19 protein-coding genes are annotated in these 26,928 nt (G+C 64.6%); 5 read left to right on the top strand and 14 right to left on the bottom strand.

Going from position 1 to position 26,928, the window contains the following annotated elements; all coding sequences use genetic code 11:
- From DFR48_RS16330 to DFR48_RS16320, 3 genes are read left to right on the top strand one after another with little or no spacing between them, the layout of a single operon-like run.
- Entirely contained in the window at positions 1-318 is a 318-nt protein-coding gene (locus tag DFR48_RS16330; RefSeq protein ID WP_112689915.1) for a sarcosine oxidase subunit delta, read from the top strand.
- Positions 315-3,308: a sarcosine oxidase subunit alpha gene (locus tag DFR48_RS16325; RefSeq protein WP_114364272.1), complete on the top strand. Its 2,994-nt coding sequence runs from the start codon at positions 315-317 to the stop codon at positions 3,306-3,308. The genes DFR48_RS16330 and DFR48_RS16325 overlap by 4 nt, the downstream gene beginning before the upstream one ends.
- Positions 3,301-3,855: a sarcosine oxidase subunit gamma gene (locus DFR48_RS16320; RefSeq protein WP_114364271.1), complete on the top strand. Its 555-nt coding sequence runs from the start codon at positions 3,301-3,303 to the stop codon at positions 3,853-3,855. Before DFR48_RS16325 ends, DFR48_RS16320 begins: the two co-directional genes overlap by 8 nt.
- A gap of 19 nt (positions 3,856-3,874) precedes the next feature.
- Here the strand turns inward: DFR48_RS16320 and DFR48_RS16315 are convergent, their stop codons facing one another.
- From DFR48_RS16315 to DFR48_RS16260, 12 genes are all read right to left on the bottom strand, one after another.
- Positions 3,875-4,936 (bottom strand): DUF2332 domain-containing protein, encoded by a 1,062-nt coding sequence (locus tag DFR48_RS16315; RefSeq protein WP_114364270.1) that lies wholly within the window; start codon positions 4,934-4,936, stop codon positions 3,875-3,877.
- Positions 4,933-5,421: a MaoC family dehydratase gene (locus DFR48_RS16310; RefSeq protein WP_114364269.1), complete on the bottom strand. Its 489-nt coding sequence runs from the start codon at positions 5,419-5,421 to the stop codon at positions 4,933-4,935. The genes DFR48_RS16315 and DFR48_RS16310 overlap by 4 nt, the downstream gene beginning before the upstream one ends.
- A gap of 141 nt (positions 5,422-5,562) precedes the next feature.
- The gene (gene glgX, locus DFR48_RS16305; RefSeq protein WP_114364268.1) at positions 5,563-7,527 is read right to left on the bottom strand and encodes a glycogen debranching protein GlgX; all 1,965 of its coding nucleotides are present in this window, start codon (positions 7,525-7,527) and stop codon (positions 5,563-5,565) included.
- An 11-nt stretch (positions 7,528-7,538) separates the two neighbouring features.
- Positions 7,539-9,170 (bottom strand): alpha-D-glucose phosphate-specific phosphoglucomutase, encoded by a 1,632-nt coding sequence (locus DFR48_RS16300; protein ID WP_114364267.1) that lies wholly within the window; start codon positions 9,168-9,170, stop codon positions 7,539-7,541.
- A gap of 4 nt (positions 9,171-9,174) precedes the next feature.
- Positions 9,175-10,614, bottom strand: a complete 1,440-nt coding sequence (gene glgA / locus DFR48_RS16295) for a glycogen synthase GlgA (protein WP_114364266.1) — start codon at positions 10,612-10,614, stop codon at positions 9,175-9,177.
- A complete protein-coding gene (glgC, locus tag DFR48_RS16290) occupies positions 10,614-11,882 on the bottom strand; it encodes a glucose-1-phosphate adenylyltransferase (RefSeq protein ID WP_114364265.1) in 1,269 nt (422 codons plus the stop codon). The genes glgA and glgC overlap by 1 nt, the downstream gene beginning before the upstream one ends.
- A gap of 15 nt (positions 11,883-11,897) precedes the next feature.
- A complete protein-coding gene (glgB, locus tag DFR48_RS16285; protein WP_114364264.1) occupies positions 11,898-14,111 on the bottom strand; it encodes a 1,4-alpha-glucan branching protein GlgB in 2,214 nt (737 codons plus the stop codon).
- A complete protein-coding gene (locus tag DFR48_RS16280; protein ID WP_114364263.1) occupies positions 14,111-16,573 on the bottom strand; it encodes a glycogen/starch/alpha-glucan phosphorylase in 2,463 nt (820 codons plus the stop codon). Before DFR48_RS16280 ends, glgB begins: the two co-directional genes overlap by 1 nt.
- Before the next feature lie 238 nt (positions 16,574-16,811).
- Positions 16,812-18,002: a vWA domain-containing protein gene (locus tag DFR48_RS16275; protein ID WP_114364262.1), complete on the bottom strand. Its 1,191-nt coding sequence runs from the start codon at positions 18,000-18,002 to the stop codon at positions 16,812-16,814.
- A gap of 266 nt (positions 18,003-18,268) precedes the next feature.
- Positions 18,269-19,147 (bottom strand): transglutaminase family protein, encoded by an 879-nt coding sequence (locus DFR48_RS16270; protein ID WP_114364261.1) that lies wholly within the window; start codon positions 19,145-19,147, stop codon positions 18,269-18,271.
- Positions 19,148-19,150: 3 nt separating this feature from the next.
- On the bottom strand, positions 19,151-21,562 hold the full coding sequence (locus DFR48_RS16265; protein WP_114364260.1) for a circularly permuted type 2 ATP-grasp protein: 2,412 nt from the start codon (positions 21,560-21,562) through the stop codon (positions 19,151-19,153).
- Between the two features lie 151 nt (positions 21,563-21,713).
- Complete coding sequence (locus DFR48_RS16260) at positions 21,714-23,141, bottom strand: mannose-1-phosphate guanylyltransferase/mannose-6-phosphate isomerase (protein ID WP_114364259.1); 1,428 nt, start codon at positions 23,139-23,141, stop codon at positions 21,714-21,716.
- A 319-nt stretch (positions 23,142-23,460) separates the two neighbouring features.
- Here DFR48_RS16260 and DFR48_RS16255 point away from each other — a divergent pair, with 319 nt between their 5' ends.
- On the top strand, positions 23,461-24,444 hold the full coding sequence (locus DFR48_RS16255; protein WP_114364258.1) for a zinc-dependent alcohol dehydrogenase family protein: 984 nt from the start codon (positions 23,461-23,463) through the stop codon (positions 24,442-24,444).
- A 16-nt stretch (positions 24,445-24,460) separates the two neighbouring features.
- Here DFR48_RS16255 and DFR48_RS16250 read toward each other — a convergent pair whose 3' ends face one another.
- Positions 24,461-24,865: a MarR family winged helix-turn-helix transcriptional regulator gene (locus DFR48_RS16250; protein ID WP_342634920.1), complete on the bottom strand. Its 405-nt coding sequence runs from the start codon at positions 24,863-24,865 to the stop codon at positions 24,461-24,463.
- Positions 24,866-25,250: 385 nt separating this feature from the next.
- Here DFR48_RS16250 and DFR48_RS16245 point away from each other — a divergent pair, with 385 nt between their 5' ends.
- Positions 25,251-25,946 carry a fumarylacetoacetate hydrolase family protein gene (locus DFR48_RS16245; protein ID WP_114364256.1) on the top strand — a complete coding sequence of 232 codons (696 nt, stop codon included), beginning with the start codon at positions 25,251-25,253 and terminating at the stop codon, positions 25,944-25,946.
- A 48-nt stretch (positions 25,947-25,994) separates the two neighbouring features.
- Here the strand turns inward: DFR48_RS16245 and DFR48_RS16240 are convergent, their stop codons facing one another.
- The gene (locus DFR48_RS16240; protein ID WP_114364255.1) at positions 25,995-26,888 is read right to left on the bottom strand and encodes an NAD-dependent epimerase/dehydratase family protein; all 894 of its coding nucleotides are present in this window, start codon (positions 26,886-26,888) and stop codon (positions 25,995-25,997) included.
- Positions 26,889-26,928: the final 40 nt, after the last annotated feature.

The following is a 26,928-nucleotide window of genomic DNA, read 5'->3' as shown; positions in this document are numbered from 1 at the left end:
ATGCTGCTGATCAAATGCCCCTATTGTGAAGAAGAGCGCTCCGAGCTCGAATTCCGCGGCGCCGGCGAGGCCCATATCGTGCGCCCCGCCAACATCGCCGAGATCTCCGACGAGGAATTCGCGGACTACTTCTTCCTGCGTGACAACCCGAAGGGCCTCATCTTCGAACGCTGGCGCCACATCCACGGCTGCGGCCGCTTCTTCAACGCGGTGCGCGATACTGTGAGCGACAAGTTCCTCATGACCTACAAGGCCGGCGAGCCGAAGCCCGACGTCGCCGCCGTTCTCAACAGCCAAGACAAGGGAGCTGCCAAATGAGCGGCGCCAACCGTATTCCCGGCAAGGGCCGTCTCACGCCGGCCAGAACCGCGCGCTTCACCATCGACGGCCGAAGCCTGACGGCGATCGAAGGCGACACCGTCGCCTCGGCGATGCTCGCCAACGGCATGCATCTCGCCGGCCGGTCGTTCAAGTATCACCGCCCGCGCGGCATCCTGACCGCCGGCCCGGAAGAGCCGAACGCGTTGCTCGATGTCAGCCGTGACGCGGCGCGCCGCCAGCCGAACGTGCGCGCGACGGTGCAGGAAGTCTTCGACGGCATGAAGATCGGTACCCAGAACCGCTGGCCGAGCCTTGCCTTCGACATCGGCGAACTCAACGACTTTGCCTCGCCGTTCTTCGCCGCCGGCTTCTACTACAAGACGTTCATGTGGCCGAAGAGCTTCTGGCATTCGGTCTATGAGCCCTTCATCCGCCGTGCCGCCGGTCTCGGGGTTGCGCCGAAGGAGGCCGATCCGGATCATTATTCCAGCCGTTATGCGCACTGCGACGTTCTCGTCGTCGGCGGCGGGGCGGCCGGTCTTGCCGCAGCCCTTTCGGCTGCCGAGGCAGGGGCCAAGGTGATCGTCTGCGACGAACAGCCGGAAGTCGGCGGTGCCTTCCACTACGACACCGCCGCAACCGTCGACGGGCAGAACGGCTACGACTGGGCGCAGTCCGTCGCGGCGAAGCTCGCCTCGATGCCGAACGTGCGCCTTCTCACCCGCACCACCGCCTTCGGTTACTACAACCACAATTTCGTGGCACTGGCCGAGCGCGTGACCGACCACCTCGCGAAGCCCGCCAAGGGTCTGCCGCGCGAGCGTCTGTGGCAGGTCCGCGCCAAGCGCGTGGTGCTTGCGACCGGCTCGATCGAACGGCACATGGTGTTCGCCAACAACGACCGCCCGGGCATCATGCTGGCGGCCGCAGGGCGCACCTATCTGAACCACTTCGGCGTTTCCGTCGGTGCCAAGGTCGGCGTCTATACCGCCCATGATTCCGCCTACGAGGCCGCATTCGACCTGAAGCGGGCCGGCGTTTCCGTCGTCGCGATCGTCGACTGCCGCGAAAAGCCCGGCGAAAAGGTTCTGGCGGAAGCCCGCTCGCTCGGCATCGACGTGCTGCTCGGCCACGGCGTCGTGGATACCGCCGGCCGCCTGCGGATCAAGTCGATGACCGTTCGCCGCAACGGCGGCGGCGCGTCGCGCAAGATCGAGGTCGATGCGCTTCTCGTTTCGGCCGGCTGGACGCCGTCGGTGCATCTGTTCTCGCAGTCACGCGGCAAGCTCAGGTTCGACGCCGTGAACGACCGTTTCCTGCCGGATGTCTACGCGCAGGAATGTGTCAGCGTCGGCACCTGCAACGGCACCGACGACCTGCAGGCGATCCTCGACGAGGCGTCCGCGGCCGGTGCGGCGATGGCCGCGGCGGCAGGTGCCGCCGGTGGGGCGCCGGTGCAGCTTTCCGGCAGCAACGCCTTCGACTGGACCGGCGGCATGATCGGCGCTGCGGAAGGGGCAGGGCCGGACACCACCGTCAAGGCCTTCATCGACTTCCAGCACGACGTCTGTGCCAAGGACATCCGCCTTGCGGTGCGCGAGGGCATGCATTCGATCGAGCACATCAAGCGCTTCACCACCAACGGCATGGCGTCCGACCAGGGCAAGCTTTCCAACATGCACGGCCTGGCGATCGCTGCCGAAATGCTCGGCCGGCCGATCCCACAGGTGGGCCTCACCACCTTCCGCGCGCCCTATACGCCGGTGACCTTCGGCACGCTGATCAACCACTCCCGCGGCGATCTCTTCGATCCGACCCGCAAGGCGCCGATGCATTTCTTCGAAGCGGCACAAGGCGCCGAGTTCGAGGACGTCGGCAACTGGAAGCGCGCCTGGTACTATCCCCGGGCGGGCGAGGACATGCACCAGGCGGTCAATCGCGAGTGCAAGACGGTTCGCGATGTCGCGGGCGTCTTCGATGCGTCCACGCTCGGCAAGATCGAGGTCGTCGGCCCCGATGCCGCGACCTTCCTCAACCTTCTCTACACGAATGCCTGGGACACGCTGAAACCGGGCAAGGCCCGCTACGGCATCATGACCCGCGAGGACGGCTTCGTTTATGACGACGGCGTCGTCGGCCGCATGGCCGAGGATCGCTTCCACGTCACGACGACGACCGGCGGTGCGCCGCGCGTCCTCCAGCACATGGAAGACTATCTGCAGACGGAGTTCCCGCACCTCAAGGTCTGGCTCACCTCGACCACCGAGCAGTGGGCGGTGATCGCGGTGCAGGGGCCGAAGGCGCGCGACATCATCGCGCCGTTCGTCGAGGGCATCGACATCTCGAACGAAGCCTTCCCGCACATGAGCGTCGCCGAAGGCAAGTTCTGCGGCGTGCCCACCCGCCTCTTCCGCGTCTCCTTCACGGGCGAACTCGGCTTCGAAATCAACGTGCCGGCCGATTACGGCGCGTCAGTCCTGGAAGCCGTCTGGAACCGGGCGGAAAGCATGGGGGCTTGCCTCTACGGTACCGAGACCATGCACGTCCTGCGCGCCGAGAAGGGCTACATCATCGTCGGTCAGGACACCGACGGGACGCTCACCCCGGACGATGCCGGTCTCGCCTGGGCCGTCTCCAAGAAGAAGACGGATTTCGTCGGCATCCGCGGCCTCAAGCGTCCGGACCTCGTCAAGGAAGGCCGCAAGCAGCTTGTCGGCCTTCTGACGAAGGACCCGAACACCGTGCTGGAGGAGGGTGCCCAGATCGTCGCCGATCCGAACCAGCCGAAGCCGATGACCATGCTCGGCCATGTCACCTCCTCCTACTGGTCGCCGAATGCCGGCCGGTCGATCGCGATCGCGATGGTGGCGGGCGGGCGCAACCGCATGGGTGAAACGCTCTATGTCCCGATGGCGGACAAGACCATCGCCGTCGAAGTGACGGACATGGTGTTCTTTGACAAGGAAGGGGTACGCATCCATGGCTGATCTCATGGCGGCATCTCGGAAATCGGTGCTGGACGGCGCCCATGGCGGCTCGACGGTCGTGCGGCTGACACCGGCGGCGCCGGCAGAACGCATCTCGCTGCGGGCGGGAGCGGATGCCGTGGCCGGCCTGTCGAAGGCGCTCGGCGTCAAGTTGCCGGTCAAGCCGAAGACCTCGGCCTCGGCCAAGGGTCGCACGGCGCTCTGGCTCGGGCCGGACGAATGGCTGGTGATCGACGAGCAGGGCGGTGACCTGATGGCGTCCTGCGCCGGCGCGGGCGTGGTGCATGCCTCGACCGACGTCTCCCATCGCAACACGGCAATCATCGTTTCCGGGCCGGGCGCGGAGAACACGGTGAATGCCGGCTGCCCGCTCGACCTGTCGCTCGGGGCGTTCCCGGTGGGTGCTGCCGCACGCACGGTGCTCGGCAAGATCGAGATCGTGCTCTATCGTGTCGACGAGGAGACCTTCCGCGTCGAATGCTGGCGGTCTTTCGCTGACTATGCCTTCGGGCTTCTCGCCGAAGCAGCTGAAGACGCTGCCGCCTGACGAAAACGGGGCAGGCCGTTCAGAGGCCTGCCCAGCCCTGCCATCTTATCCAGCGGCCGTGGAAATCGGCACGCCCGATCTCCTGGCGCTCGCCTGAGGGCCAGATTTCGAGCGTCAGAGCCGCTCCGTCCGGCTTGCCGTCGGCTTCGAGCTGCAGGCGGGCGAGCGGGGCCTCGGCCGAGGCTTCCTGTCCCGCGTGCCGGATCAGTGCCTCGCCTTCTTCCCTCAATGCGTCGGGCAGGTACTGCCAGGCAATGGTGTGATAGATCACATGCGCGGCGCCCCGGTGCGGGATGGCGAGCCGTCGTCGCAGCCAGTCGATGGCGTCGGCGCGCTCGACCGTGAGGTCGTCGCTGCGGGCGATCTCGAGGGCGTTGCGCGTGCGTTCCAGCCGATCGGTCTGGTCCGCCCAGATGTAGGAGGATAGCCGCAGGCAGTCCTCGGCGGAGGAGGGATCGAGCGGGTTGAGATCACAGCCCGCGCGGTCGAGGACGGAAAGATCGGCCGATGGCGGCGGCGGACCCTGCCAGTCCGGTTCGAGCACGGCCGTCGAGTCCGGCCCCCAGACGGAACCGCCGAGACGGTAGTGATAACGGTCCCATTGCAGGTTCAGCCCGGCGCTCGCCCCGACCTCGGAGAGGACGAGTGGTTTGTGCGTCAGGGCGGCGATGGTCAGGAAGCCCGGCAGCAGCGCGGCCGAGCGGCGAACCTCGTTGGTCTGCGGGGCAGATTTCAGCCGCTCCAGAATGAACGCTTCGTGTTCGCGGAAGGCCGCTCTACAGGCCTGCCAGAACGAATCATCATCGACAGCGTTGGGCGGGTAAGCTGCAGCGAGAGAGGGAGCCAGACCGGAGAGCACCAGCGCGTGCAGGGAACCGGCAAGACGCAATGCGAGTGCATCGCCGGTGCTGGCCGGATCTCCTGTCCATCTGAGGACGTGCCTTCCGACTGCAGTGTCATCCTCCAACCGCGCGGCGGCGAGTTTGCAAAGTCGTGCGGTGAAGGGCGAACCGAGGTCGTCGCAGGATTGCGCCTGCCGCAGGAAGGCGTGTCTCACGATCTCGGACTTTTCCATCGTCATACTCCCTGAGGCCGGTCCTTCGGATCGAACTGTACAATGGTGATCCAGGTGGCGGTCAGCGCCGGTTTGCGTTCGTTCTCGATCTCGATGCTGATGTCATAGGTCGTCATCATCATGCCGGCGCCGCGGAAACGCGCCTCGGTCAGGACGAAATGGCCACGGATCCGCTTGCCGCACTTGACCGGAGACATGAAGCGGATGCGGTCGAAGCCGTAGTTGATGCCCATGGTCTGCTCACGGATGACCGGCAGGCAGTTGTAATTCATGGTCGAGAGCAGCGACAGCGTCAGGAAGCCGTGGGCGATGGTGCCGCCGAAGGGCGATTCGGCGGCGGCGCGCACCGGGTCCACGTGGATGAACTGGTGGTCGTTCGTCGCACCCGCAAAGGCGTCGATCATCGACTGGTCGACGGCGATCCAGTCCGACAGGCCGATTTCCTGGCCGACGAGTCCCGCAACATCCGAAAGCGAAATCTCACGTGGCATGGGTCCTCGCTGAATTTTCCATTGTCTGAAATGCCTTTGTCGTTTGAATGCGGGGGCGTGCTGCGCAGCCCTGAGTCGTCAGTATTCCTGTTCTGCAATTTCATAGCGTGCGGCCGGCATCAAACCAACGCCGGATATACGCTAGTATTCGATGAACAACGCCACTGTTCGTGGTTGCAGCATGATAGAGGCGAGCTTTTCGCCCGAGAAGGGGTTGTGCCAGGCAAGGCCGGACGTCTGCGGCAGCACGAAATGGCGCGGCCGTTGCGCCCGGTTGAAGAGAATGGCGATGCGGACGTCGCGACCGGTCTCCCGGTCGCGGGTCTTCAGAATCATGGTGAGCGTCGCACCCTCCGCCTCCTCCCAGTCCGGGATGGTATTCGGCTCGCCGGCGGCATTCATCCACTCGACGTCGCCGTTCTCGCCGGTGAAGAAGCCTGTGCGGGAAAAGACGTCGAAGCGCTTGCGCAGCGCGGAGGCGACGGCGGTATGATTGACCAGGCTGCGATCCATCGCCTGCCAGTCGATCCAGGTGAGCTCGTTGTCCTGGCAATAGGCATTGTTGTTGCCGCGCTGGCTTCTCCCACCCTCGTCGCCGGCCGTCAGCATGATCGTGCCGCGCATGGAGAACAGCGTCGAGATGAGCGCGGCCACATCGTGGCGGCGGCGCTGCGCGATCTCGGGATCGTCGGTCGCGCCCTCGGCACCATTGTTCCAGGAAAAGTTCTCGTCGTGGCCGTCGTGGTTGTTCTCGCCGTTGCGGCCGTTGCGCTTGTGCGTGTGGGAGACGAGATCGAAGAGCGTGAAGCCGTCATGGGCGACGACGAAGTTGACGGTGCGGGACATCGTCTCGCCATGGCGGGCGAGGACGTCCTGCGAGCCGGCGAGTGCCGTCGCAAAGGCGCCGCGCATATGGTCGTCTCCCCGCCAGAAGCGCCGGACGGTATCGCGCGCCCGGTCGTTCCACTCGAGGAAGGGCTGCGGAAAATTGCCGAGCTGGTAGCCGCCCGGGCCAACATCCCACGGTTCGGCGATCAGAACCCGGTCGGCAAGCACGTCGTCGCAGGCGATAGCGTGCAGCGTGCGGGCCGTGGTGTGGAAACCGCGCGCGGTGCGGCCGAGGATGGGGGCGAGGTCGAACCGGAAGCCGTCGACGCCGGCATGCAGCACGAAGTGCCGGAGGCTGTCGAGGATCAGCCGGCGGATGTAGACATGGTCGCAGGCAAGCGTGTTGCCGCAGCCGGTGTCGTTGACGAGAACGCCCGGATTGTCCGGCAGGTGACGATAGCAGGAGAGATTGTCGAGGCCGCGCAGCGAGAGCGTGCCGCCGTGCCGGTCGCCTTCTCCCGTATGGTTGAAGACGACGTCGAGGATGACGTCGATCCCTTCTGCATGGAGCGCGGCGACGGTGTCGCGGAGCTCGGCGACGCCGCCCGGGGCGAGCCGCGGATCGATCGCCATCAGGGCAACGGGATTGTAGCCCCAGCCGTTGACGAGGCCGAGAGGGCCGAGATGACGCTCGTCGAGCCAGGCGACGATCGGCATCAGCTCAACCGCGTCGACTTTCAGCTCTTTCAGATGTGAGAGGACGGCGGGATGCGCAAGTGCGGCAATCGTCCCGCGCTGGTGCTCCGGCACGTCCGGGTGAAGCATCGTGAAGGCCTTGACCGGAACCTCGTAGATCAGGCCACCGGGCGCGAAGAGCGGCGGCTTGCGAGTGGTTGCCACGTCCTCGGTTACGATCGCCTTCGGGACCAGTGAATCGGTGTTCTCACCGAAGATGCCGAGGCGGGGATCCTGCCTGAATGGCCGGTCGATCTCTTTTGCATAAGGGTCGACCAGGAGCTTCGACGGGTCGAACCAGTAGCCCTGGTCGGGAGTATAGCGTCCGTGGGCACGGTAGCCGTAGCGGACGCCCGGCCGGACGCCCTCCACGTGCAGGCGATGATGCCCGTTCTGGTCGCGCGTCATCGGCAGGCGACAGATTTCCATGTCGCCCGCCGAGTCGAAAAGGCACAGTTCCACGAGTTCCGCATGGTGCGACCACACGGCGAAATCGCATCCCTTCGCCGTCAGTGCGACGCCACCGGTCGGAAAGCTGGTCATCGGTCTTCGCCTCAGGTGATGACGGTCGGGGCGTCGCGTCCGGTGCGTGCCCGGATGTCGGCAAGGGTCTCGGCCGCAGCGATCAGGTCGGCGAGAGCCGCCTGGGTTTCAAGATTGTGGCGATTGGCGTCTGGCTCGTAGCGTTCGATGTAGACGCGCAGGGTGGCGCCCGAGGTGCCGGTTCCCGAGAGGCGGAAGACGACGCGCGAGCCGCCCGCGAACAGCACGCGAATGCCCTGGTTCCTCGAAACGGAATTGTCGACCGGATCGTGATAGGCGAAGTCGTCGGCTGTCGCGACGGTGAGATCGCCGATCTTCGTTCCGGGAAGCGAGGGCAGTTTCTCGCGTAGCGCCGCTATCAACCCGTTGGCAGCGTCGGAATCGACGCCTTCGTAGTCATGGCGGGAATAGTAGTTGCGGCCGTAGGTCGCCCAGTGCTGCGTGACGATGTCCTCGACGCTCTCGCCGCGCACCGCGAGGATGTTGAGCCAAAGCAGCACGGCCCAGAGGCCGTCCTTCTCACGCACGTGATCCGAGCCGGTTCCGGCGCTCTCCTCGCCGCAGATCGTCACCTTGCCCGCGTCGAGCAGATTGCCGAAGAACTTCCAGCCGGTCGGCGTCTCGTACATGCCGATGCCGCGTTTCTCGGCGACCTTGTCGGCCGCAGTGCTCGTCGGCATCGAGCGGGCGATGCCGGCGATGCCTTTGGAATAGCCGGGGGCGAGCTGAGCATTGGCGGCGAGCACCGCGAGGCTGTCGGAAGGTGTGACGAAGATGCCGCGGCCGATGATCAGGTTGCGGTCGCCGTCGCCGTCGGAGGCGGCGCCGAAATCCGGGGCGTCGCCGCCGCTCATCATCTCGTCGTAGAGTTCCTTGGCATGGACGAGATTCGGATCGGGGTGGTGGCCGCCGAAGTCCGGCAGTGGCGTGAAGTTGCGCACCGTGCCCTCGGGCGCGCCGAGCCGCCGCTCGATGATCTCCTTGGCGTAGGGGCCGGTGACCGCGCTCATGGCGTCGAAGACCATCTGGAAACCGAGGCCGAAGAGGTTGCGGATCGCCGGGAAGTCGAAGAGTTCTTCCATCAGTTCCGCATAGTCGGCAACCGGATCGATGATCTCGACGATCATGTCGCCGAGTGTAAGCGTGGCGATGGCGTCGAGGTCCAGATCCGGGGCGTCGAAGATCTTGTAGCTGTCGATGACTTTGGAGCGGGCATAGATCGCGTCGGTTATCTTTTCCGGCGCCGGCCCGCCGTTGCTCGTGTTGTACTTGATGCCGAAATCCTCGGTCGGGCCGCCGGGATTGTGGCTGGCCGAGAGGATGATGCCACCGAAGGCCTTGTACTTGCGGATGAGGTTCGAGGCCGCCGGCGTCGAAAGGATCCCGCCTTTGCCGACCATCACCTTGCCGAAGCCATTGGCGGCCGCCATCTTGATCGCGATCTGGATGACCTCACGGTTGAAGTAGCGCCCGTCGCCGCCGATGACCAGCGTCCTGCCCGCGAAGTCTTCGAGCGAGTCGAAGATCGACTGGATGAAGTTCTGCGCGTAGTTCTCCTGCTGGAAAACCGGAACCTTCTTGCGCAGGCCGGACGTGCCGGGCTTCTGGTCGTCGTAAGGTTTGGTTGCAATGGTTTTGATCATGTAATCAATGGCCTTTCGAAACGAGGCGTTGATAGAGGTCCGCATACCGCTCGGCGCTCTTGCCCCAGGATACGTCGGCTTTCATACCCTGCTTTTGAATCTGCGTCCAAAGTTTGGCGTCGCCGTAAAGCCGGATGGCACGGCGCAGGCCGTGCCGCAGCCCGTCGGCAGTGACCGGCGAGAATTGCACGCCTGTGGCAGCCCGCGCGCCGAGGGCTGCCTCGTTGGCATCGACGATCGTGTCGGCGAGCCCGCCGGTGCGGGCGACGACGGGCACGCAGCCGTAGCGCAGGGCGTAGAGCTGGGTGAGCCCGCAGGGCTCGAAGCGGGAGGGAACGAGGATCGCGTCGGCGCCGCCCTGCAGCAGATGGGACAGCTGCTCGTCATAGCCGATGATGACTCCGACGCGCCGGTTGTGGCGACCGGCCGCGGCGCGCATGGCTCCTTCGAGTGCTGCGTCCCCCGTGCCGAGCACGGCGAGCTTTCCTCCGGCGGCGACGATGTCGTCGACGACTTCCGCGAGGAGGTCCATGCCCTTCTGCCAGGTCAGCCGGGAGATCACACAGAAGATCGGGCCTTCATCGTCGTCCAGGCCGAAATGGCTTGCGACCGCGGCGCGGTTCGCCATCCGTTTGCGCAGGGCCGCCGCGGTGTAGTTTTCGACGAGCAGCGGATCGCTGGCCGGGTTCCAGACGGCGGCGTCTATGCCGTTGACGATGCCGTAGACATCCTCGGCGCGGCTCGCGATCACGCCTTCGAGGCCCATGCCGTATTCCGGGGTGAGGATCTCCTCGGCATAGGAGGGGCTGACCGTGGTGATTGCGGTGGCCGAGGTCAGGCCGCCCTTCAGGTAGCTCACGCGCCCGTAATATTCGAGCGATTCCATGTAGGCGCGGTCGGGAAGACCGAGTTGGGCGAAGAGCTCGGAGGAGAACTGGCCCTGGAACGCCATGTTGTGAATGGTGATCACCGACGGTGTCCCGGCAGTCGTCGAATGGCGCATGTAGAGCGGCGTCAGTGCCGCCTGCCAGTCGTGCGCATGCACGAGATCCGGCTGCCAGCCCTCGATTGCACCGGCGGCGATCTCGGCGCCGATCTTCGAGAGGAGGGCAAAGCGTTTCCAGTTGTCGCCGTAGTCCGCGCCGTTCTGGTCGATGTAAGGCCCGCCCATGCGATCGAACAGGGCAGGGGCGTCGAGCACGAGGAGATCGAGGCCTTCGTGCTCGACCTCCAGAACGCGCGCCTCGACGCCGAAGACGTCCGGCAGGTGTAGGCGTTCCTCGGCCTTGCCGATGACCCGCATGACTGCCGGATATCCCGGCACCAGCGTCTTCACCTCGATGTCGTGGGCCTTCAGCGCCAGCGGCAGGGCGCCGGCAACGTCGGCGAGCCCGCCGGTCTTGACCAGCGGGTAAATCTCGGAGGTAACCGAAAGAATTCTCATCAGGCTCCCGCTTCGAGTTTGTCCAGCATGGTCTGGGTGATCAGGCAGACGCCGTTTTCGGAGCGGCGGAAGCGTCGTGCGTCAAGCTCCGGGTCCTCGCCGACCACGAGGCCCTCGGGAATAACGACCCCATGATCGATGATGACGTTGGTGAGCCGCGCATGGCGACCGATTACCACCCGCGGCAATATGATCGCACCTTCGAGGCGCGAATAGGAATTGGCGCGCACACCGGTGAAGAGAAGGCTCTTGTGGAGCGAGGAGCCGGAAATGATGCAGTCGCCCGAAACCAGAGACGAGATGGCGGAGCCGCGGCGTCCCTCGTCGTCGTGCACGAACTTGGCGGGCGGCGTCACCTCGGCATAGCTCCAGATCGGCCAGGACTTGTCGTAGATGTCGAGTTCCGGAACCACGTCGGTGAGGTCGATATTCGCCTGCCAGTAGGCGTCGATCGTTCCGACATCGCGCCAGTAGGGCGTATGCTCGCCTTCCGAGCGCACGCAGGAGCGCGCGAAGCGATGGGCGACGGCCTTACCGTTCTCGACGATGTAGGGAATGATGTCCTTGCCGAAGTCGCGGCTCGATTTTGGGTCCTCGGCGTCTCGCCGCAGGCATTCCATCAGGAAGCGGGTGTGGAAGACGTAGATGCCCATCGAGGCGAGCGAGAAATCCTCCTTGCCGGGAATGCCCGGCGGGTCGGCCGGCTTCTCGATGAAGGCGATGATCTCGTCTTTCTCGTTGACGTGCATGACCCCGAAGGCGCTTGCCTCCGAGCGCGGCACTTCGAGGCAGCCGATCGTGACGTCGGCCCCGGAATCGACGTGCTGCTGCAGCATCAGCTCGTAGTCCATCTTGTAGATGTGGTCGCCGGCAAGGATCACCATGTATTCCGGGCCGTAGGGCTCGATGATGTCGATGTTCTGGTAGACCGCGTCGGCCGTCCCTTCATACCACTGCGTCTCGGAGACGCGCTGGCTCGCCGGGAGGATGTCGAAGCTCTCGTTTCGTTCCGGGCGGAAGAAGTTCCAGCCCCGCTGCAGATGGCGGATTAGCGAATGCGCCTTGTACTGGGTGGCGACCCCGATGCGGCGGATACCGGAATTCAGCGCGTTGGAGAGCGCGAAGTCGATGATGCGGGTCTTCCCCCCGAAATAGACGGCTGGCTTCGCGCGCCGATCGGTCAGTTCCTTGAGGCGGCTCCCCCGTCCGCCGGCAAGGACATAGGCCATCGCGTCGCGTGCCAGAGGCTGTATTCTTCTTTCCTGCATGGTTCCCCTCCCGCGTCAGTTTTCTGGTTCGAGCATGATGACGGCGAGCGGCGGCAGAGACAGCGAGGCCGCGATCCGCCCATCCGGTCCGCGCTCGGCGATCACCCTGCCGCCGTTCCCCTTGCCGCTGCCGCCGTAGATCTCGGCGTCCGTATTCACGATCTCGCGCCACCTTCCGGCGATCGGCAGCGGCACGGAAAAACGTTCGTGATAGACCGGCGTCAGGTTCGAGACGACGGCGACCGGCTTCTCGCCCGGCGCTTTGCGCAGCCAGGCGAAGACGGAGCGGTCCTGATCGTCGGCGATCAGCCATTCGAAGCCGTCGCCCTCGCAGTCGCGCGCATGCAGCGCCGGCTTGGAACGATAGCTCAGGTTGAGGTCGCGTATGAGCCGGCGCATGCCCTCGTGGAGGGCATATTGCAGCAGGTTCCAGTCGAGGGCGCGCGCCTCGCTCCATTCGCTCCACTGGGCGAATTCCTGGCCCATGAAGAGGAGCTTCTTGCCGGGATAGCCCCACATGAAGGCGTAGTAGGCGCGCAGGTTGGCGAATTTCTGCCAGTCGTCACCCGGCATCTTGGCGATCATCGAGCCTTTGCCGTGCACCACCTCGTCGTGCGAGATGGGCAGCACGAAGTTTTCCGAGAAGGCGTAGAGCAGGCCGAAGGTGATTTCCTGATGGTGGAACCTGCGATGCACCGGATCACGCGAGAAATAGCTCAGCGTGTCGTGCATGAAGCCCATGTTCCACTTGAAGCCGAAGCCGAGCCCGCCTTCATGCACCGGCTGCGAGACCTTCGGCCAGGATGTGGACTCTTCCGCGATCGTCATCACTTCCGGATGGCTGCCGTAGAGATGTGTGTTCATCTTCTGGAGGAAGCGCACCGCCTCCAGGTTCTCGCGGCCGCCGTATTCGTTCGGGATCCACTCGCCTTCCTTGCGGGAGTAGTCGAGATAGAGCATCGAGGCGACGGCATCGACGCGAAGTCCGTCGAGATGGAATTTCTCCGCCCAGTAGAGGGCGTTGTTGATGAGATAGGACAGCACCTCGATACGGCCGAAATTGTAGATCGCGGTGTTCCAGTCGGGGTGGAAACCCTTGCGCGGGTCCTCGTGCTCGTAGAGCGCGGTGCCGTCGAACCAGCGAAGTCCGTGTTCGTCGGTGGGGAAATGGGCGGGCACCCAGTCGAGGATGACGCCGAGCCCCACCTTGTGGCAGCCGTTGACGAAGCGGGCGAAGCCCTCCGGTTCCCCGAACCGTGCGGTCGGCGCGTAAAGCCCCGTCGTCTGGTATCCCCAGGAAGGGTCGTAGGGATGTTCCGTGACTGGCAGGAACTCGATGTGGGTGAAGCCCATGTCGACGCAGTAGGGGATGAGGCGGTCGGCGAGCTCATCCCAGCTCAGCAGGCCGCCGTCGTCGCGCCGTTGCCAGGAGCCCGCATGCACTTCGTAGATGCTCATCGGCTGGCGTCGCTTGTCGACGGATGCCCAATGCTTGCGGTGCGGCTCGTCCTCCCAGGTCTGGTCGAGTTCGGCGGCCGTGATCGAGGCGTTCTTCGGGCGCAGTTCCGCCTTTCGGGCGTAAGGGTCGGCTTTGAGCGGCAGAAGTTCGTCGTTCTTGCCGATGATCTCGAACTTGTAGGCCGATCCGGGCCGGACGTCCGGCGCGAATATCTCCCATATCCCGGTGTCGCGGCGCAACCGCATCACGTGCCGGCGGCCGTCCCAGTCGTTGAAATCCCCGACCACGGAAACCCGTCGCGCATTCGGCGCCCAGACGGCAAAGTGGAAACCGTCGACCCCCTGATGGCGCATCGGGTGGGCACCCATCTTGTCGAACAGGCGCAGATGCGACCCCTCTCGCAGGAAGTAGTCGTCCATGGGGCCGAGCACCGGCCAGAAGCTGTAGGGATCGGTGACCATCCATTCGGCATCGCCGCGGGTGGCACGATAGCGAATGGGCTGGAACGTGGCGATCGAAACGGGGCCGTCAAAAAAGCCCGCCGGATGAAGGCAGGCGAGAGTTCCGATCGGTGTACCGTCGAGCGCGAAAGCCTCGATCGTCTCCGCCCCCGGCACAAAGCAGCGGGCCCGGAAGCCGGAACCGGCGTCGTGTACGCCGAGAACGGCGAAAGGATCCATGTGTTGCCCGTTGACGATGGCCGCGATGTCAGCGGCGGATGGCTGCTCCGTCTGGCCGGTCTTCCCGGCCTTCTTCGGCGCTTTCGTCATCAGGCTCTCCAAATGTCCGCGGTGTACTGTCTGATCGTGCGGTCTGAGGAGAACCAGCCCATCCGGGCGGTGTTGCGGATCGTCTTGGAATACCAGGAGGACGCATCGGTCCAGATCGAGTCGACCTGGCGCTGCGCCTTCGCGTAGGCGTCAAAGTCGGCAGCCACCATGAACCAGTCGTGCTGGAAGAGGCCGTCCACGAGGCCCGAGAAGCGGTCACGGTCATCGGGCGAGAAGACGCCCGCCGAAATCGCCGAGAGCGCTTGGGCCAGTTCGGGCGAGGATTCGATGATCGCCCGCGGATTGTGTCCGTCGGAGCGGGCGGCCGCAACTTCCTCGGCGGTCATTCCGAAGATCACGATATTCTCCTCCCCGACATGTTCGAGCATCTCGACATTGGCGCCGTCGAGCGTGCCGATTGTCAGCGCCCCGTTCAACGCGAACTTCATGTTTCCGGTTCCCGAGGCCTCCATGCCGGCGGTCGAGATCTGCTCGGAGAGGTCTGCGGCCGGCACCATGATCTCCGCCAGCGAGACGTTGTAGTTCGGGATGAAGACCACCTTCAGGAGGCCGCGTACCGAAGGGTCGTTGTTGATCACCCGCGCCACGTCGTTGGCGAGCTTGATGATCAGCTTGGCGTTGTGATAGCTCGGTGCCGCCTTGCCGGCGAGCAGCTTCACCCGCGGCACCCAGTCCCGCTCGGGATGGGAGCGGATCTGGTCGTAGAGCGAGATCGCCTCGATGATGTTGAGGAGCTGCCGCTTGTATTCGTGGATGCGCTTGATCTGGATGTCGAAGAGGGCCGAGGGGTCGATGCGCACGCCCATGCGGCTCAGCACCAGATTGGAAAGCCGCTCCTTGTTGGCGCGCTTGATTGCCGCGAACTTCTCCTGGAAGGCCGGGTCGTCGGCGAAGTTGTCGAGCGGGCGGAGCTTCTCGACATCGTCCTTGAAATCGGGGCCGATCGCTTCCGTGACGAGGTCGGTCAGCCCGGGATTGCACTGCATCAGCCAGCGGCGCGGCGTGATGCCGTTCGTCTTGTTGTTGATGCGGTCCGGATAGAGCTTGTGAAGGTCGGCAAACACCGTCTGCTTCATGAGGTCGGTGTGAAGTGCGGAGACGCCGTTGACGCTGTGTGAGCCCATGAAGGCGAGATTGCCCATCCGCACGCGACGGCTGCCGCTCTCTTCGATCAGCGAGATGTGGGCAATCTCCTGGTCGCTGAAATGCCGGCTGCGGCGGGCATCGAGCAGTACCTTGGCGTTGATCTCGTAGACGAGCTGCATGTGGCGCGGCAAGAGGCGCTCGAAGAGCGGCACGGGCCAGCTTTCCAGCGCCTCGGGCAGCAGCGTGTGGTTGGTATAGGAGAAGGTGCGCCAGGTGATGTCCCAGGCCTGGTCGAAGTCCAGCCCGTGCATGTCGCAGAGAAGGCGCATCAGTTCGACGACCGATACCGCCGGGTGGGTGTCGTTCAGCTGGATTGCCACCTTGTCCGGCAGCGAGGCGAGGGCATTGCCCTGCTGCAGGTGCCGCCGCAGGATGTCCTGCAGGGAGGCGGAGCAGAAGAAGTATTCCTGGCGCAGGCGCAGTTCCTGCCCGGCCGGCGTTGCGTCGGCGGGATAGAGCACGCGGGTCAGCGTTTCGGCCTTGTTGCTCTCGCGCAGCGCGCCGATGTGGTCGCCGGCGTTGAAGGCGTCGAGAAGGATCGGGTCGATCGGCTGGGCGGACCAGAGGCGCAGCGTGTTGACGCGGGCGCCGCGCCAGCCGACGACCGGCGTGTCGTAGCCGGTCGCAATAACCCGCTCGGCGGGTTTCCAGACATAGCGGCGCGGCTCGTCGGGGCCGCCGTTTGTGTCGACCGCACCGCCGAATCCGATTTCGTAGGAGCTTTCGCGACGTTCGAATTCCCACGGGTTGCCGTGGGCGAGCCAGGTCTCGGGAAGCTCGACCTGCCAGCCGTCGGCCATCTGCTGGCGGAAGAGACCGTGGACGTAGCGGATGCCGTAGCCGTAGGCCGGAATGCCGACGGTCGCCATGGATTCCATGAAGCAGGCGGCGAGCCGACCGAGGCCGCCGTTGCCGAGCGCCGCATCCGGCTCCAGTTCGGCGATGACGTCGAGATTGACGCCGAGCGAGACGAGCGCCTGGCGGACCTCGTCCATCAGTCCGAGATTCGAGACCGCATCGCGCATCAGGCGACCGATCAGGAACTCCAGCGAGAGATAGTAGACCCGCTTGCCGTTCGTCCTGTAGGCCTCCCGCGTGGAGTCCATCCACTTGTCGATGATGCGCCCGCGGATCGCCAGAATGGTCGCGGTCAGCCAGTCGTGCGGCGTGGCAACCTTGGCGTCCTTGCCGATTCCGTAAGTCAGGTGCTCGATGATTTCCGCGGCAAGAACGTCGGGGCTGGAAATGCGGGGTTTCGGTTGCAGCAGATCGGCATTGCCTTTGGGCTTCGTCATGTCTTCGCCAGCACTTCTTTCGTTGCATGGGAACGTTGCACGGGGCGGCGACCACATCTGGTTGCCGATGCCAGTTTACGCATCGTTCTCAAGCACGTGCAACAGACGAATTCCGCAGGTGCGAAAATGGCCGCCGCATCTGTCCGTGAGCAGATGACGGTTTTTCAATCTGACAAAAGACAAGAACCGCGTCGTTTCCGGCGCGGTTCCACGGATGTGCCGGCTTTCCGGCCGCGGTCTAGTTGGTCAGTCGCGTCATTGACTCGGTCGCCTTCTCGCCGATCTCCTTGAATGCGGCGACCAGGTCGGCGGCATTCTGGGCATCGAAGTAATGCGAGGTGTCCGTCGCGCAATACTGCAAGAGGGCCTGGCCACGTTCGGGTGCCATGAAGGCGATCGTGTAGATCTCGATGCCCGCAGTCTTCGCCGAGTCGCAGGTCTTCTTCGTCGCGGTGTCTGCGCTGGTATAGTTGTTGTCGCCGTCAGTCATGAAGACGATGAACTTGCTCGGGCTCGTCTCGCCGTTCATCTTCTGATGGGCCGTATTCTCGGTACTGCCGGCGAGCGCCTTGTAGGCCGTCGCCACGGCCGAGGACGAATCGGTGCCCCCCGTGGCCGTCAGCGCGTCGACATATTTGACCACGCTTGTCGTGCCCCAGGCGAACGAGGTCGGCGTCTGCATCGAACTGTTGTAGGAGACGGCGGCCGTACGGACATATTTGGCGTCCGGGTCGGCCGTGTCGAGCTGGTTGGCGAGATCCTTGACAGCCAGTTTCAGCGCTTCAATCTTGGTATAGTATTTCGTGCATGAATAGGCCCAGCCATACCGCGTATAGCACGTCGTGTCATAGGTCTCGCTCGTGTCCCAAGCCATCGAACCGGAGCGGTCGAGGACCATATACATTGAAAGCGGGTTCTTGGTATTGGCCGTGGCGCTCTGGGCCGAACTCGTGACGCTCACACGAACCGTCTCGTAACCGAGGAGGCGGGTGAGCGGGGTCATCGGCACGTCGTAGTAGCTGTTCACCGTAACGTCATAGATTTCGCCCGAGCCGTTCGGCGTGCGCTCGACCGTGCCGACGGCGGCTTCCTCGAGCTTCGCCTGCATCTCCTCTTCCGTCAAACCGAGTTCGTCTGCACTCGGCGCGATGCTGTTGGCCGACTGCGCCGCTATGAACTTCTTGGCGAGTGCGATCGCCTCGGCGTCCGTGAGGCCTTTGCCCGACATCGCCGCCGCCGCGGCGAGGGCCGCGGAATCCGCCGCGTCCTGCAGGGCGCTCTTGACCTGGACGAGCTTCGTCAGATCCATCGCCACACCCGCCGCAGCGAGTGAAACTGGAAGGAGCAGCGCGGTCATCACGCCGAAATTGCCACTGCGGTCCTTCAGGAAACGCAGGAAAGTACGCTCATTCTCACCGAGGCCGATCATCATGTTCTTCCATCATCGAAGGGTGATGGAAAGCTAATAGACGGAAGACCTTCTCTTCGACTTAAACGAAACGGTAAAATTTTAGCGAATGCTCCTTTAGGCGATTGTTCAAACGGTCGGATTACGGGGCTTTCACACGTCCGCGGAACGCTCAGACGCGGGCGCCGGGTAAGCGGTCAACGCCAAGCCGATGATCCGGCTGGACTTTTCGCAAACGAGGGTGAAGCGGGGGCACCGCCGGCGCGCCAGTGCAAGAAAATGTTGGTTTAACTCGTCGGAACGACGTCCACCGCCTGGATCGTCTGCTGTCCGCCGTAACTCTTCAGAACGCCGATGACGGGCGCGACGTCGGCGTAGTCGCGTCCGTAGGCGACCACGACGTGATCGGTCCCGGCGGCGATGTCGTTGGTCGGATCGAGTTCGATCCATCCGGTGGCCTTGCCGCACCAGACGCGAACCCAGGCATGCATGGCGTCTGCACCTTCCAGCCGTTCCTGGCCCGGTGGCGGTATCGTCCGCAGGAAGCCGCTGACGTAGCCGGCGGGAATACCGAGGCTCCTGAGTGCGATGATCATCACGTGGGCGAAGTCCTGGCACACGCCCCTTTTCAGCGCAAAGGCGTCCTTCGGCTGCGTATCCACGGTCGTGGCATCCGGGTCGTAGTGGAAGTCGGCGTGGATCCTGGAGCAGAGGGCTTCGGCAATCTGCCTCACCGTCCGGTTCGCATCGAGGTCCGTCCGGGCATAGCCGGCAATCACCGCCACTTCGGGCAGTCGCGGACTCGGCCCCAGGAAATGGTGCGGAGAATTCGCATCGAGCGACCACAGTGTCGTCAGTTCCTCGGCGAGGCCGTCGAGGGTCGGGGAGAAATCGGCCTGGATCGGCTGGGCGTCGACAATCACTCTTGCCTGCATGCGGATGTCGAGCCGCGGATGGGGGGAGCGCAGTGCGATCGCCGTCGCCGGATGGCCGAAGAAGTCGACGAAACGTGTGGTTTCGTCCGGCACCGGCTCGATCGTCACGGCGCCGGCGACAAGCCGCTGGCGGCCCGGAAGCGAAAGCGGTACGACCCGCAGGATGTGATGCGATCCGGAGGCCGGAACGTCATAGCGATAGCCCATGTGCAGCGAGAGATCGTATTGCATGGGCTATCCGAGATAGGTTTGGGCGAGCATGTCCGACAGCCTCTCCAGATCCCGCTCGAAATCGTGATAGACGTTACTGCCCATCATGTCCGCGGTCATGACGGAGAGGCTCGACTGCAGACGCGTCGCCTCGCGCAGCAGCGGCGACATCTGGCCGTTCACGCGTGCGCCGGGGAGCTGTTCCATCTCGACACGGATTTCGTTCAGCTGGAAGAGGATCGAGCGCGGATTCAACGGGTCCAGCGCCAGGAGGTCGGTGACGGTCAGGCGTGTGGTGCTGACATTGTAGCGGCGGCGATGGGTCATGACGTTGTCGCCGATCTCGAGCAGCATGTCGAAGGCGCCGTCCGGCGCGTCGTCGCCGGTCATGTGTCCGAGCAGGCGAGTCATGTGCAGGCCGCGCTCCAGGTAGCGGCCGATCGCGAGGAAACGCCAGCCGGTGAAGCGGTACATGTTCTCATGTACGAGGCCGGCGAAGCCCGCGAGCTTGCGCAGCAGGATGGTCATGGCGTGCGTCGCGTCGTCGCCGGCCTTTACATTCTCACGGAAGCGCCGCGCCGTCTTCGCCAGATCGTTGAGCGCCAGCCAGCCGTCCGGGGAAAAGCGGTCGCGGATGTTGCTTGCGGAATAGACGGCGCTGTCGACGTTGCCGACGAGGCTTTCCGGGACGCCGCGGTCCATGGCGATGTCGAGCGTTGCGAGATAGCGCGCCACATAGGCGAGCAGCGGCTGACCGGGATCGGCGGACTCGGCGAAACGGGCATGCCAGGCGCGGAGAATGCGCAATGCGCCTTCGGCCCGCTCGATGTAGCGGCCGAGCCAATAGAGGTTATCGGCCGCGCGGCTCGGCAGGCTGCCCGGCGCGTTGCGCGGGACTTCCGTCTCCGTCGGAAGCAGCGTTGTTCGGGCGACCGGCTTTGCGCTGACGATCCAGACGTCGGCGGCGCCGCCGCCCGACTGCATGGCGATCGCCGCGGCATCGCTGCCGTTGCCGATGCGGGCGAAGCCGCCCGGCATGATCTGCCAGCCGTCCCGTGTGCGGGCGGCAAAGACGCGCAGACTCATCGGCCGCGGGGTGAGTTGTCCCGCGACCATGGCGGGCGTGGTCGAAAGCGTGACGGCTTCCTGGCCGACCAGCCGGGCGCCGTCGAAGGAGAGCCATTCCGTGATCGAGTGGCGGGCGCTGTTGCGCAGCGTCGAGCCGAGCACCGACTGGCCGTTGTCGTCGAAGAACGGAAGCCGCGAGAAGGCCGGGCCGATCACCATCCGGTCGATATTGGCGACGACATGGGCGCGCTCCGCCGTCTGGCCGCACCACCACGTCGCGATGGAGGGCAGGGCGAGATCCTCGCCCAGGAGCCGGCGGCAGATGCCGGGGATGAAGGCGAGCAGGGCGCGGGTTTCGAGGATCCCGGAGCCGAGCGCGTTGACGAAGGACACCGAACCGTTGCGCACAGCCTGTACCATCCCCGGCGTGCCGATGCGGGAATCCTGGTCGAGCTCCAGCGGGTCGGCATAGGCTGCGTCAAGCCGACGCCAGAGCACGCTGACCGGCTTCAGTCCCGCGACGGTCCGCACCATCACGCGTCCGTCGACGATGGCGAGGTCCTCGCCTTCGAGGAGCATGATGCCGAGATAGCGGGCGATGAAGGCGTGTTCGAAATAGGTCTCGTTCGCCGGTCCGGGGGTGAGCACCGCGACGCGATCCTCGGAGCCCCGCCGTTGCTCCATCAGGGCCTCGCGGAAGGCGCCGAAGAAGGAAGCGAGGCGATGCACGCGGGTTTCGCCGTAGAGTTCGGCGAAGGCGCGGCTCGCCGCGACGCGGTTTTCCAGGGCGAAACCGGCGCCGGAGGGGGCCTGGGTGCGGTCGGCGAGCACCCACCAGTTGCCGTCCGGGCCGCGGCCGATCTCGAAGGAGCAGAAGTGCAGGAAATGGCCGCTGGTCGGCCGCACGCCGACGAGCGGGCGCAGGAATTCCGCATTGCCGGCAATCAACGCCGGTGGCAGGAAGCCTTCCTGCACGAGCCTGTTCTCGCCGTAGATGTCGGCGGTGATCGTCTCGAGCAGGTCGGCCCGCTGCACCAGTCCCGCGGCGATCGACTGCCATTCCTTCTCGTCGATCAGCACCGGGATATGCGAGAAGGGCCAGGCGCGGTCGCTGCTGCCGGTCGCGCCATAGGCCCGGTAGAAGACCCCGGCATCCCGCAGGTAGCGGTCGGCGCGGGCGAAGCGTTCGTGCAGTTCATGATCCGGCATCGCGTCGATCGCCGCGACGAAGGAGCGCCAGACAGGACGGACATTGCCCGAGGGGTCGACCATTTCGTCGGCGACGCCCGGCAGTGAGCTGTATCCTGCCGTTCGTCCTGCTCTGGTGTCGTCTGCCGCAGCGTCGTCCGCGGCCGGAAGGCTGGTCATGTGTTTTCCAAGGTCCCCGGGCGCTCAGACGCTCCTTGTCCGTGCCTCGGCTATAGCCGAGACGGTCATCGCCGACAATCCGGCAGACAGTGCCTGCCGGAAAAGCCCGATGCAAGCCTCCCGGAGACGGTCACCGGTCTCGGGACCGGCCTCAGCTGCGACCGAATTCGTCGACGATGCGGATGATGTCGTCTTCGCCGAGATAGGAGCCGGTCTGGATCTCGATCATCTCGAGCAGGATCTTGCCGGGGTTTCCGAGCCGGTGGACAGCGCCCTGCGGGATATAGATCGACTCGTTTTCGTGCAGGATCGTCACCTTGTCGTCGATCGTCACCTCGGCCGTGCCCTTGACGCAGATCCAGTGCTCGGAGCGGTGATAGTGCTTCTGCAGCGAGAGCTTCTTGCCGGGATGCACGAAGAGCCGCTTGACCTGGAAGCGCTCGCCGTTGAGGACGGAGGTGTAGCCGCCCCAGGGGCGCAGCGACGTCGGGTGGCTCTCGGTCAGGTACGCTGTCTGCTTCTTCGCGGCAAGCGTCTTGACCAGATTGCCGACCTCCTGGCTTTCGTCGAGTCGTCCGACATAGACTGCGTCCTCACTCGCGATCACGGCGACGCCGTCCATCCCCTGGACCGCCAGATGGGCGTGGCGCGACATCACCAGCGAGTTGCGGGTGTTGACCAGGGTGGCGTTACCGGCGACGACATTGCCGTCCGTATCGGGATTGCCGATCTTCCAGATCGCATCCCAGCTGCCGAGGTCCGACCAGGTGATCGGCGAGGGTACGACCGCGACGTTCGGCGCCTTTTCCATGACGGCATAATCGATCGATATGCTGGGGCTCTTGGCGAACCCGGCTGCACCGAGACGGACGAAATCGAGGTCGGTCGTCGCCTCGGTGACGGCTTCCTCGGCTGCGGCCAGAACTTCGGGGGCGTGTTCGCGGAGCTGGGCGAGCATCTGTCCGGCCGTGCACATGAACATGCCGGAGTTCCAGAAGTGGCCGCCCGCCTCCAGCATCTTTTGGGCGTCTTCGAGCTTCGGCTTTTCGACGAAGCGCTTCACCGTGTGGGCGCCGCCCGGCAACGCCTTGCCCATCTCGATATAGCCGTAGCCCGTTGCGGGTTCGGTCGGCGCGATGCCGAAGGTGACGATCTTGCCCTGGCGTGCCGCTTCCGCCGCCGTCTCGACGCAGCGCGTGTAGGTTTCGTCGGCAAGGATTTCGTGGTCGGACGGCAGGATCTGCATCACCGCGTGATCGCCGAAATCGCGACCGATGATGACGGCCGCAACCGCGATGGCCGCCGCCGTGTTGCGCGCCTCCGGCTCGAGGACGATGCCGGAGAGCGGCACGCCGAGCTCGCGGGCCTGCTCGGCGACGAGGAAACGGAATTCGTCGTTGGCGATGACCAGGGGTGGCTCATAGGTCTGCGTGTTGGCGACACGGTCCAGAGTTCCCTGGAACAAGGTCTTGTCGCCGATCAGCCGAATGAACTGCTTTGCGGCGGTCGCCCGGGACAACGGCCAGAGGCGGGTTCCCTTGCCACCGGCCATCACGACGGGAACGATCTTGTGGGTCATTGCTGCATTGCCTTTCGTTGGGCGGACGTCGAACGATTCTGCCGGACAGGCTCGTCATCGGCCGGGCGCCGACGCGATCTCGCCGCCGAGCGGGACCATGCGCGCCGATCCGGCGACTTCCGGTTTGTCGCATTTTTTCCCGGCCGATCCAAGACCGGGGAGGCGGGAGAGCTATACCTCCAAAAGGTGAACGGTTCTTTTGCGCTTTCTTTCGAACGCGGCTTGATCCTCGCCGACGGGTGGGGAAAGGTCTTCGGGATAGGGTTTGTTCCGTTCCGCGGCGACCGGCCGCGCGCCCTCGAGACAAAGGAGTCGCAGGATGAGAGCGATGGTGCTTCATGCGCCGGGTGAGCGGCTGCGGCTCGAAGAGCGACCGGATCTCGAACCCGGCGAGGGCGAGATCGTCGCAAGCGTTGAGGCGTGCGCCGTCTGCCGGACGGATTTGCACGTCGTCGACGGCGATCTTACCCGGCCGAAGCTTCCCGTGGTTCCGGGCCACGAGGTGGTCGGCATCGTCTCGAAGGTCGGCCCGGGCGTCCGAAACCTCTCGGTCGGCATGCGGATCGGCATTCCCTGGCTCGGGCACACCTGCGGCTGCTGTTCCTATTGCCGGGATGGTCGCGAAAACCTCTGCGACTCCCCCGGTTTCACTGGCTACACCCGCGACGGAGGCTTTGCGACCGAGATCAGGGCGGACGCGGATTACTGCTTTCCGCTTGCCGGGTTCGACGATCCGGTCGCTGCCGCACCACTGATGTGCGCCGGGCTCATCGGCTGGCGTTCGCTGAAGATGGCGGGCGAGGGGAAGCGTATCGGCATCTACGGCTTCGGCGCCGCCGCCCACATCATTGCGCAGGTCTGCCGCCATCAGGGGCGCGAGGTCTATGCGTTTACGCGCGGCGGCGACATGCCCGCCCAACAGATGGCGCTGTCGCTCGGTGCCGTCTGGGCCGGCGGGTCGGACGAGGCTCCGCCCCATCCTCTCGACGCTGCGATCATCTTTGCTCCGGTCGGCGACCTGGTGCCGGCTGCGCTCAGGGCGGTCGCTAAGGGTGGACGGGTGGTCTGCGGCGGTATCCACATGAGCGACATCCCGCAGTTTCCCTACGAGATCCTCTGGGGCGAGCGGCAGATCCTTTCGGTCGCCAATCTCACGCGCCGGGATGCCGTCGAGTTCCTCGACCTGGCGCCGCGGGCGGGCGTCAGGACGACGACGACGGTCTATCCTCTCGAGCGCGCCAACGAGGCGCTCGACGACCTGCGCGCCGGGCGGTTCCAGGGCGCGGCCGTTCTCGTGCCGTAGATCCGAGGCTGCGGGTCTATTGCTGCCAGTCCACCCGCAGCGGCGCGCGACTCTTCTCGTTCGCATGTTCGGCCACCTTGCGCAGCAGAGAGACGAACTGCTCGCGCTCGGCATGTTCGAGACCTGCCAGCAGTTCCTCCTGAAGCCGCCAGACGATCGGTCGGATCTTCTGTAACGTTTCCGTTCCGCCTTCCGTCAGATAGAGCCTGCGCGCGCGCCGGTCGTTCGGATTCGTTTCGCGACGAACCAGCTCCTTCTGCACCAGGCGGTCGATGACGCCGCCGATTGTCACCCGATCATAGGCGATGTGGCTTGCGACAGACGCCTGGTCGAGGCCCGGCATGGAGTTGATGGCGATCAGCGCGGCATATTGCACCGGCGTCAGATCAAAGCCTTCCTTGGACGTTTCTTCGACAAACAACGATACAGTAACCTGATTCAAGCGTCGAATCAGGTGCCCCGGCATTTCATAGATTTCAAGCATCTCGAAATTGTGCCCCCCACAGTTCGATTCCTTTCGTCTACCGTCATTTGGGAGAACAAAAAAGACCTGCCCGTGAGAGTTGACGATAGGACGTGTTCGCCCTTTCGCAAGACTTGATGTTTATCAATTTTATTGCAAGTTGTAGTTGATTATTGCCTGTCGCGCTTCTCTTGATTGTCGAAGGTGGGCCAGCCGGCTGGGGCTTGTGCGGCCCGTCTCTTTCTCCATTCGAGTTTGCTTTTGCGCCGGAGGCGTCGCTGGTGCATACCTCTATGCGCATCCGCCGGTGGCGGATCCATGTTCGAGGAGCAAGCGAAGACAGATGAAGGCATTGTTCGAGATCCCGGCATCGCCGCTCGTGCCGGTCGAGGGGGAGGAGGCCGGTTACCCCGTCCACCGGATTTTCTGCGTCGGCCGCAATTATGCGGCGCACGCTGCCGAGATGGGCGCCGAGGTCGACCGGGAGGAGCCGTTCTACTTCACCAAGCCGGCGAGCGCGATCGTGCTTTCCGGCACTGAAATTCCCTATCCGCCGGGAACGAGCAACCTGCACCACGAGATGGAACTGGTGGTCGCGATCGGCGCGCCGCTGTTCAGGGCGGGCACAGAAGAGGCGGCGAAGGCGGTCTATGGCTTTGCTTGCGGCCTCGACATGACCCGGCGCGACCTGCAGCAGGCAGCCCGCGTCAAGCAGCGGCCGTGGGACCTCGGCAAGGCCTTCGAGAATTCGGCGGTGATCGGAAGGATCACCAAGGCGGCGACGTTTGCCGGCATCGGCGACCAGCGCATTTGGTTGAAGGTCGGCGAGGAGCTGCGCCAGGACGCGCGGCTTTCGGAGCTCGCCTGGTCTGTTCCGGAGCTGATCAGCCACCTGTCGTGGTACTACCACCTCAGGCAGGGAGATCTCCTCTATACGGGTACGCCCGCGGGAGTCGGTCCGGTGGTCGCCGGCGACAGGATCACCGGCGGCATCGACGGGCTCGAACCAATCGAACTGTCGATCGGGCCGGCCGAGTAATGCAACGGCCGGTTCCGCTCTCGGTGGCGGGACCGGCCGGCGACATCGTCAGGCGGAGACGTATTTCCGCCAGTCGTGCTCTTCCCTGAAGCCGAGCACCTCGCGGATCTTGCGATTGGAGATCGGTGCTTCGAAGCCCTCGATCTTGCGGGTATGGGGCGTGCCGGGCGCCCAGCGCTTCAGGAACTCGGCGGTCGGCTCGTTTGCGGTGATCGTGTCGTTGACCGCGTTGAAGACCTGGTAGCCGAGCCCGTCCTTTTCCACGCACAGATGCACGATCTGGCCGAGGTCGCGGGCGTCGATATAGCTCCAGGCATTGCGCTTGCGCGACGGCGGATCGGCGATGAAGGCCGGGAACCGGTCGTATTCGTGCGGTTCGATGACGTTGCCGATTCGCAGTGCGTAGATGTCGGCGCCGGAACGCATCGCGAAGGCGCGGGCAGTCTTCTCGTTGACCACCTTGGAGAGGCCGTAGCTGTCCATCGGATCGACGTCGTAGTCTTCCTCGAGCGGAAACTGGTGGAAATCCTTGTCGCCCTCGGCGAAGCAGACCCCGTAGGTGGTTTCGCTGGAGGCGATGATGATCTTGCGGATGCCGAGTTTCACCGCCGCCTCGATGACGTTGTAGGTGGAGGCGACGTTGACCAGGAACGTCGTGTTGTCGGGTCGCATCAGAATGCGCGGTACCGCTGCGAAGTGTATCACCGCATCGACGGGCGCCGGCCCCTTGCCGGTCTCAAGGCCTTCGAAGCCGAAATGCATGGAGAGCGCGTTGAACACCTGGCTGCCGTCGTTGACGTCGGTGATGAGGGTGTTGACGCCCGGATGGTCGAGCGGCACCAGGTCGAGGTTCAGCACCTCGTGGCCCTTGTCGATGAGATAGGGGACGACGTGTCGGCCGGCCTTGCCGCTGCCGCCGGTGAAGACGATGCGTTTCGTCATGGGTTTTCCTCCCGGAATGAGTTCGAAATATGAGGTGCCC

The organism is Ciceribacter lividus (assembly GCF_003337715.1).
Classification (GTDB): domain Bacteria; phylum Pseudomonadota; class Alphaproteobacteria; order Rhizobiales; family Rhizobiaceae; genus Allorhizobium; species Allorhizobium lividum.
This window is presented reverse-complemented; position numbering and strand designations above follow the sequence as displayed.

What these genes read in the sequence shown, in the direction of transcription:
- DFR48_RS16330 (WP_112689915.1), top strand. Translation starts at nt 1, where the DNA reads ATGCTGCTGATCAAATGCCCCTATTGTGAAGAAGAGCGCTCCGAGCTC.
- DFR48_RS16325 (WP_114364272.1), top strand. Translation starts at nt 315, where the DNA reads ATGAGCGGCGCCAACCGTATTCCCGGCAAGGGCCGTCTCACGCCGGCC.
- DFR48_RS16320 (WP_114364271.1), top strand. Translation starts at nt 3,301, where the DNA reads ATGGCTGATCTCATGGCGGCATCTCGGAAATCGGTGCTGGACGGCGCC.
- DFR48_RS16315 (WP_114364270.1), bottom strand. Translation starts at nt 4,936, where the DNA reads ATGACGATGGAAAAGTCCGAGATCGTGAGACACGCCTTCCTGCGGCAG.
- DFR48_RS16310 (WP_114364269.1), bottom strand. Translation starts at nt 5,421, where the DNA reads ATGCCACGTGAGATTTCGCTTTCGGATGTTGCGGGACTCGTCGGCCAG.
- glgX (WP_114364268.1), bottom strand. Translation starts at nt 7,527, where the DNA reads ATGACCAGCTTTCCGACCGGTGGCGTCGCACTGACGGCGAAGGGATGC.
- DFR48_RS16300 (WP_114364267.1), bottom strand. Translation starts at nt 9,170, where the DNA reads ATGATCAAAACCATTGCAACCAAACCTTACGACGACCAGAAGCCCGGC.
- glgA (WP_114364266.1), bottom strand. Translation starts at nt 10,614, where the DNA reads ATGAGAATTCTTTCGGTTACCTCCGAGATTTACCCGCTGGTCAAGACC.
- glgC (WP_114364265.1), bottom strand. Translation starts at nt 11,882, where the DNA reads ATGCAGGAAAGAAGAATACAGCCTCTGGCACGCGACGCGATGGCCTAT.
- glgB (WP_114364264.1), bottom strand. Translation starts at nt 14,111, where the DNA reads ATGACGAAAGCGCCGAAGAAGGCCGGGAAGACCGGCCAGACGGAGCAG.
- DFR48_RS16280 (WP_114364263.1), bottom strand. Translation starts at nt 16,573, where the DNA reads ATGACGAAGCCCAAAGGCAATGCCGATCTGCTGCAACCGAAACCCCGC.
- DFR48_RS16275 (WP_114364262.1), bottom strand. Translation starts at nt 18,002, where the DNA reads ATGATCGGCCTCGGTGAGAATGAGCGTACTTTCCTGCGTTTCCTGAAG.
- DFR48_RS16270 (WP_114364261.1), bottom strand. Translation starts at nt 19,147, where the DNA reads ATGCAATACGATCTCTCGCTGCACATGGGCTATCGCTATGACGTTCCG.
- DFR48_RS16265 (WP_114364260.1), bottom strand. Translation starts at nt 21,562, where the DNA reads ATGACCAGCCTTCCGGCCGCGGACGACGCTGCGGCAGACGACACCAGA.
- DFR48_RS16260 (WP_114364259.1), bottom strand. Translation starts at nt 23,141, where the DNA reads ATGACCCACAAGATCGTTCCCGTCGTGATGGCCGGTGGCAAGGGAACC.
- DFR48_RS16255 (WP_114364258.1), top strand. Translation starts at nt 23,461, where the DNA reads ATGAGAGCGATGGTGCTTCATGCGCCGGGTGAGCGGCTGCGGCTCGAA.
- DFR48_RS16245 (WP_114364256.1), top strand. Translation starts at nt 25,251, where the DNA reads ATGAAGGCATTGTTCGAGATCCCGGCATCGCCGCTCGTGCCGGTCGAG.
- DFR48_RS16240 (WP_114364255.1), bottom strand. Translation starts at nt 26,888, where the DNA reads ATGACGAAACGCATCGTCTTCACCGGCGGCAGCGGCAAGGCCGGCCGA.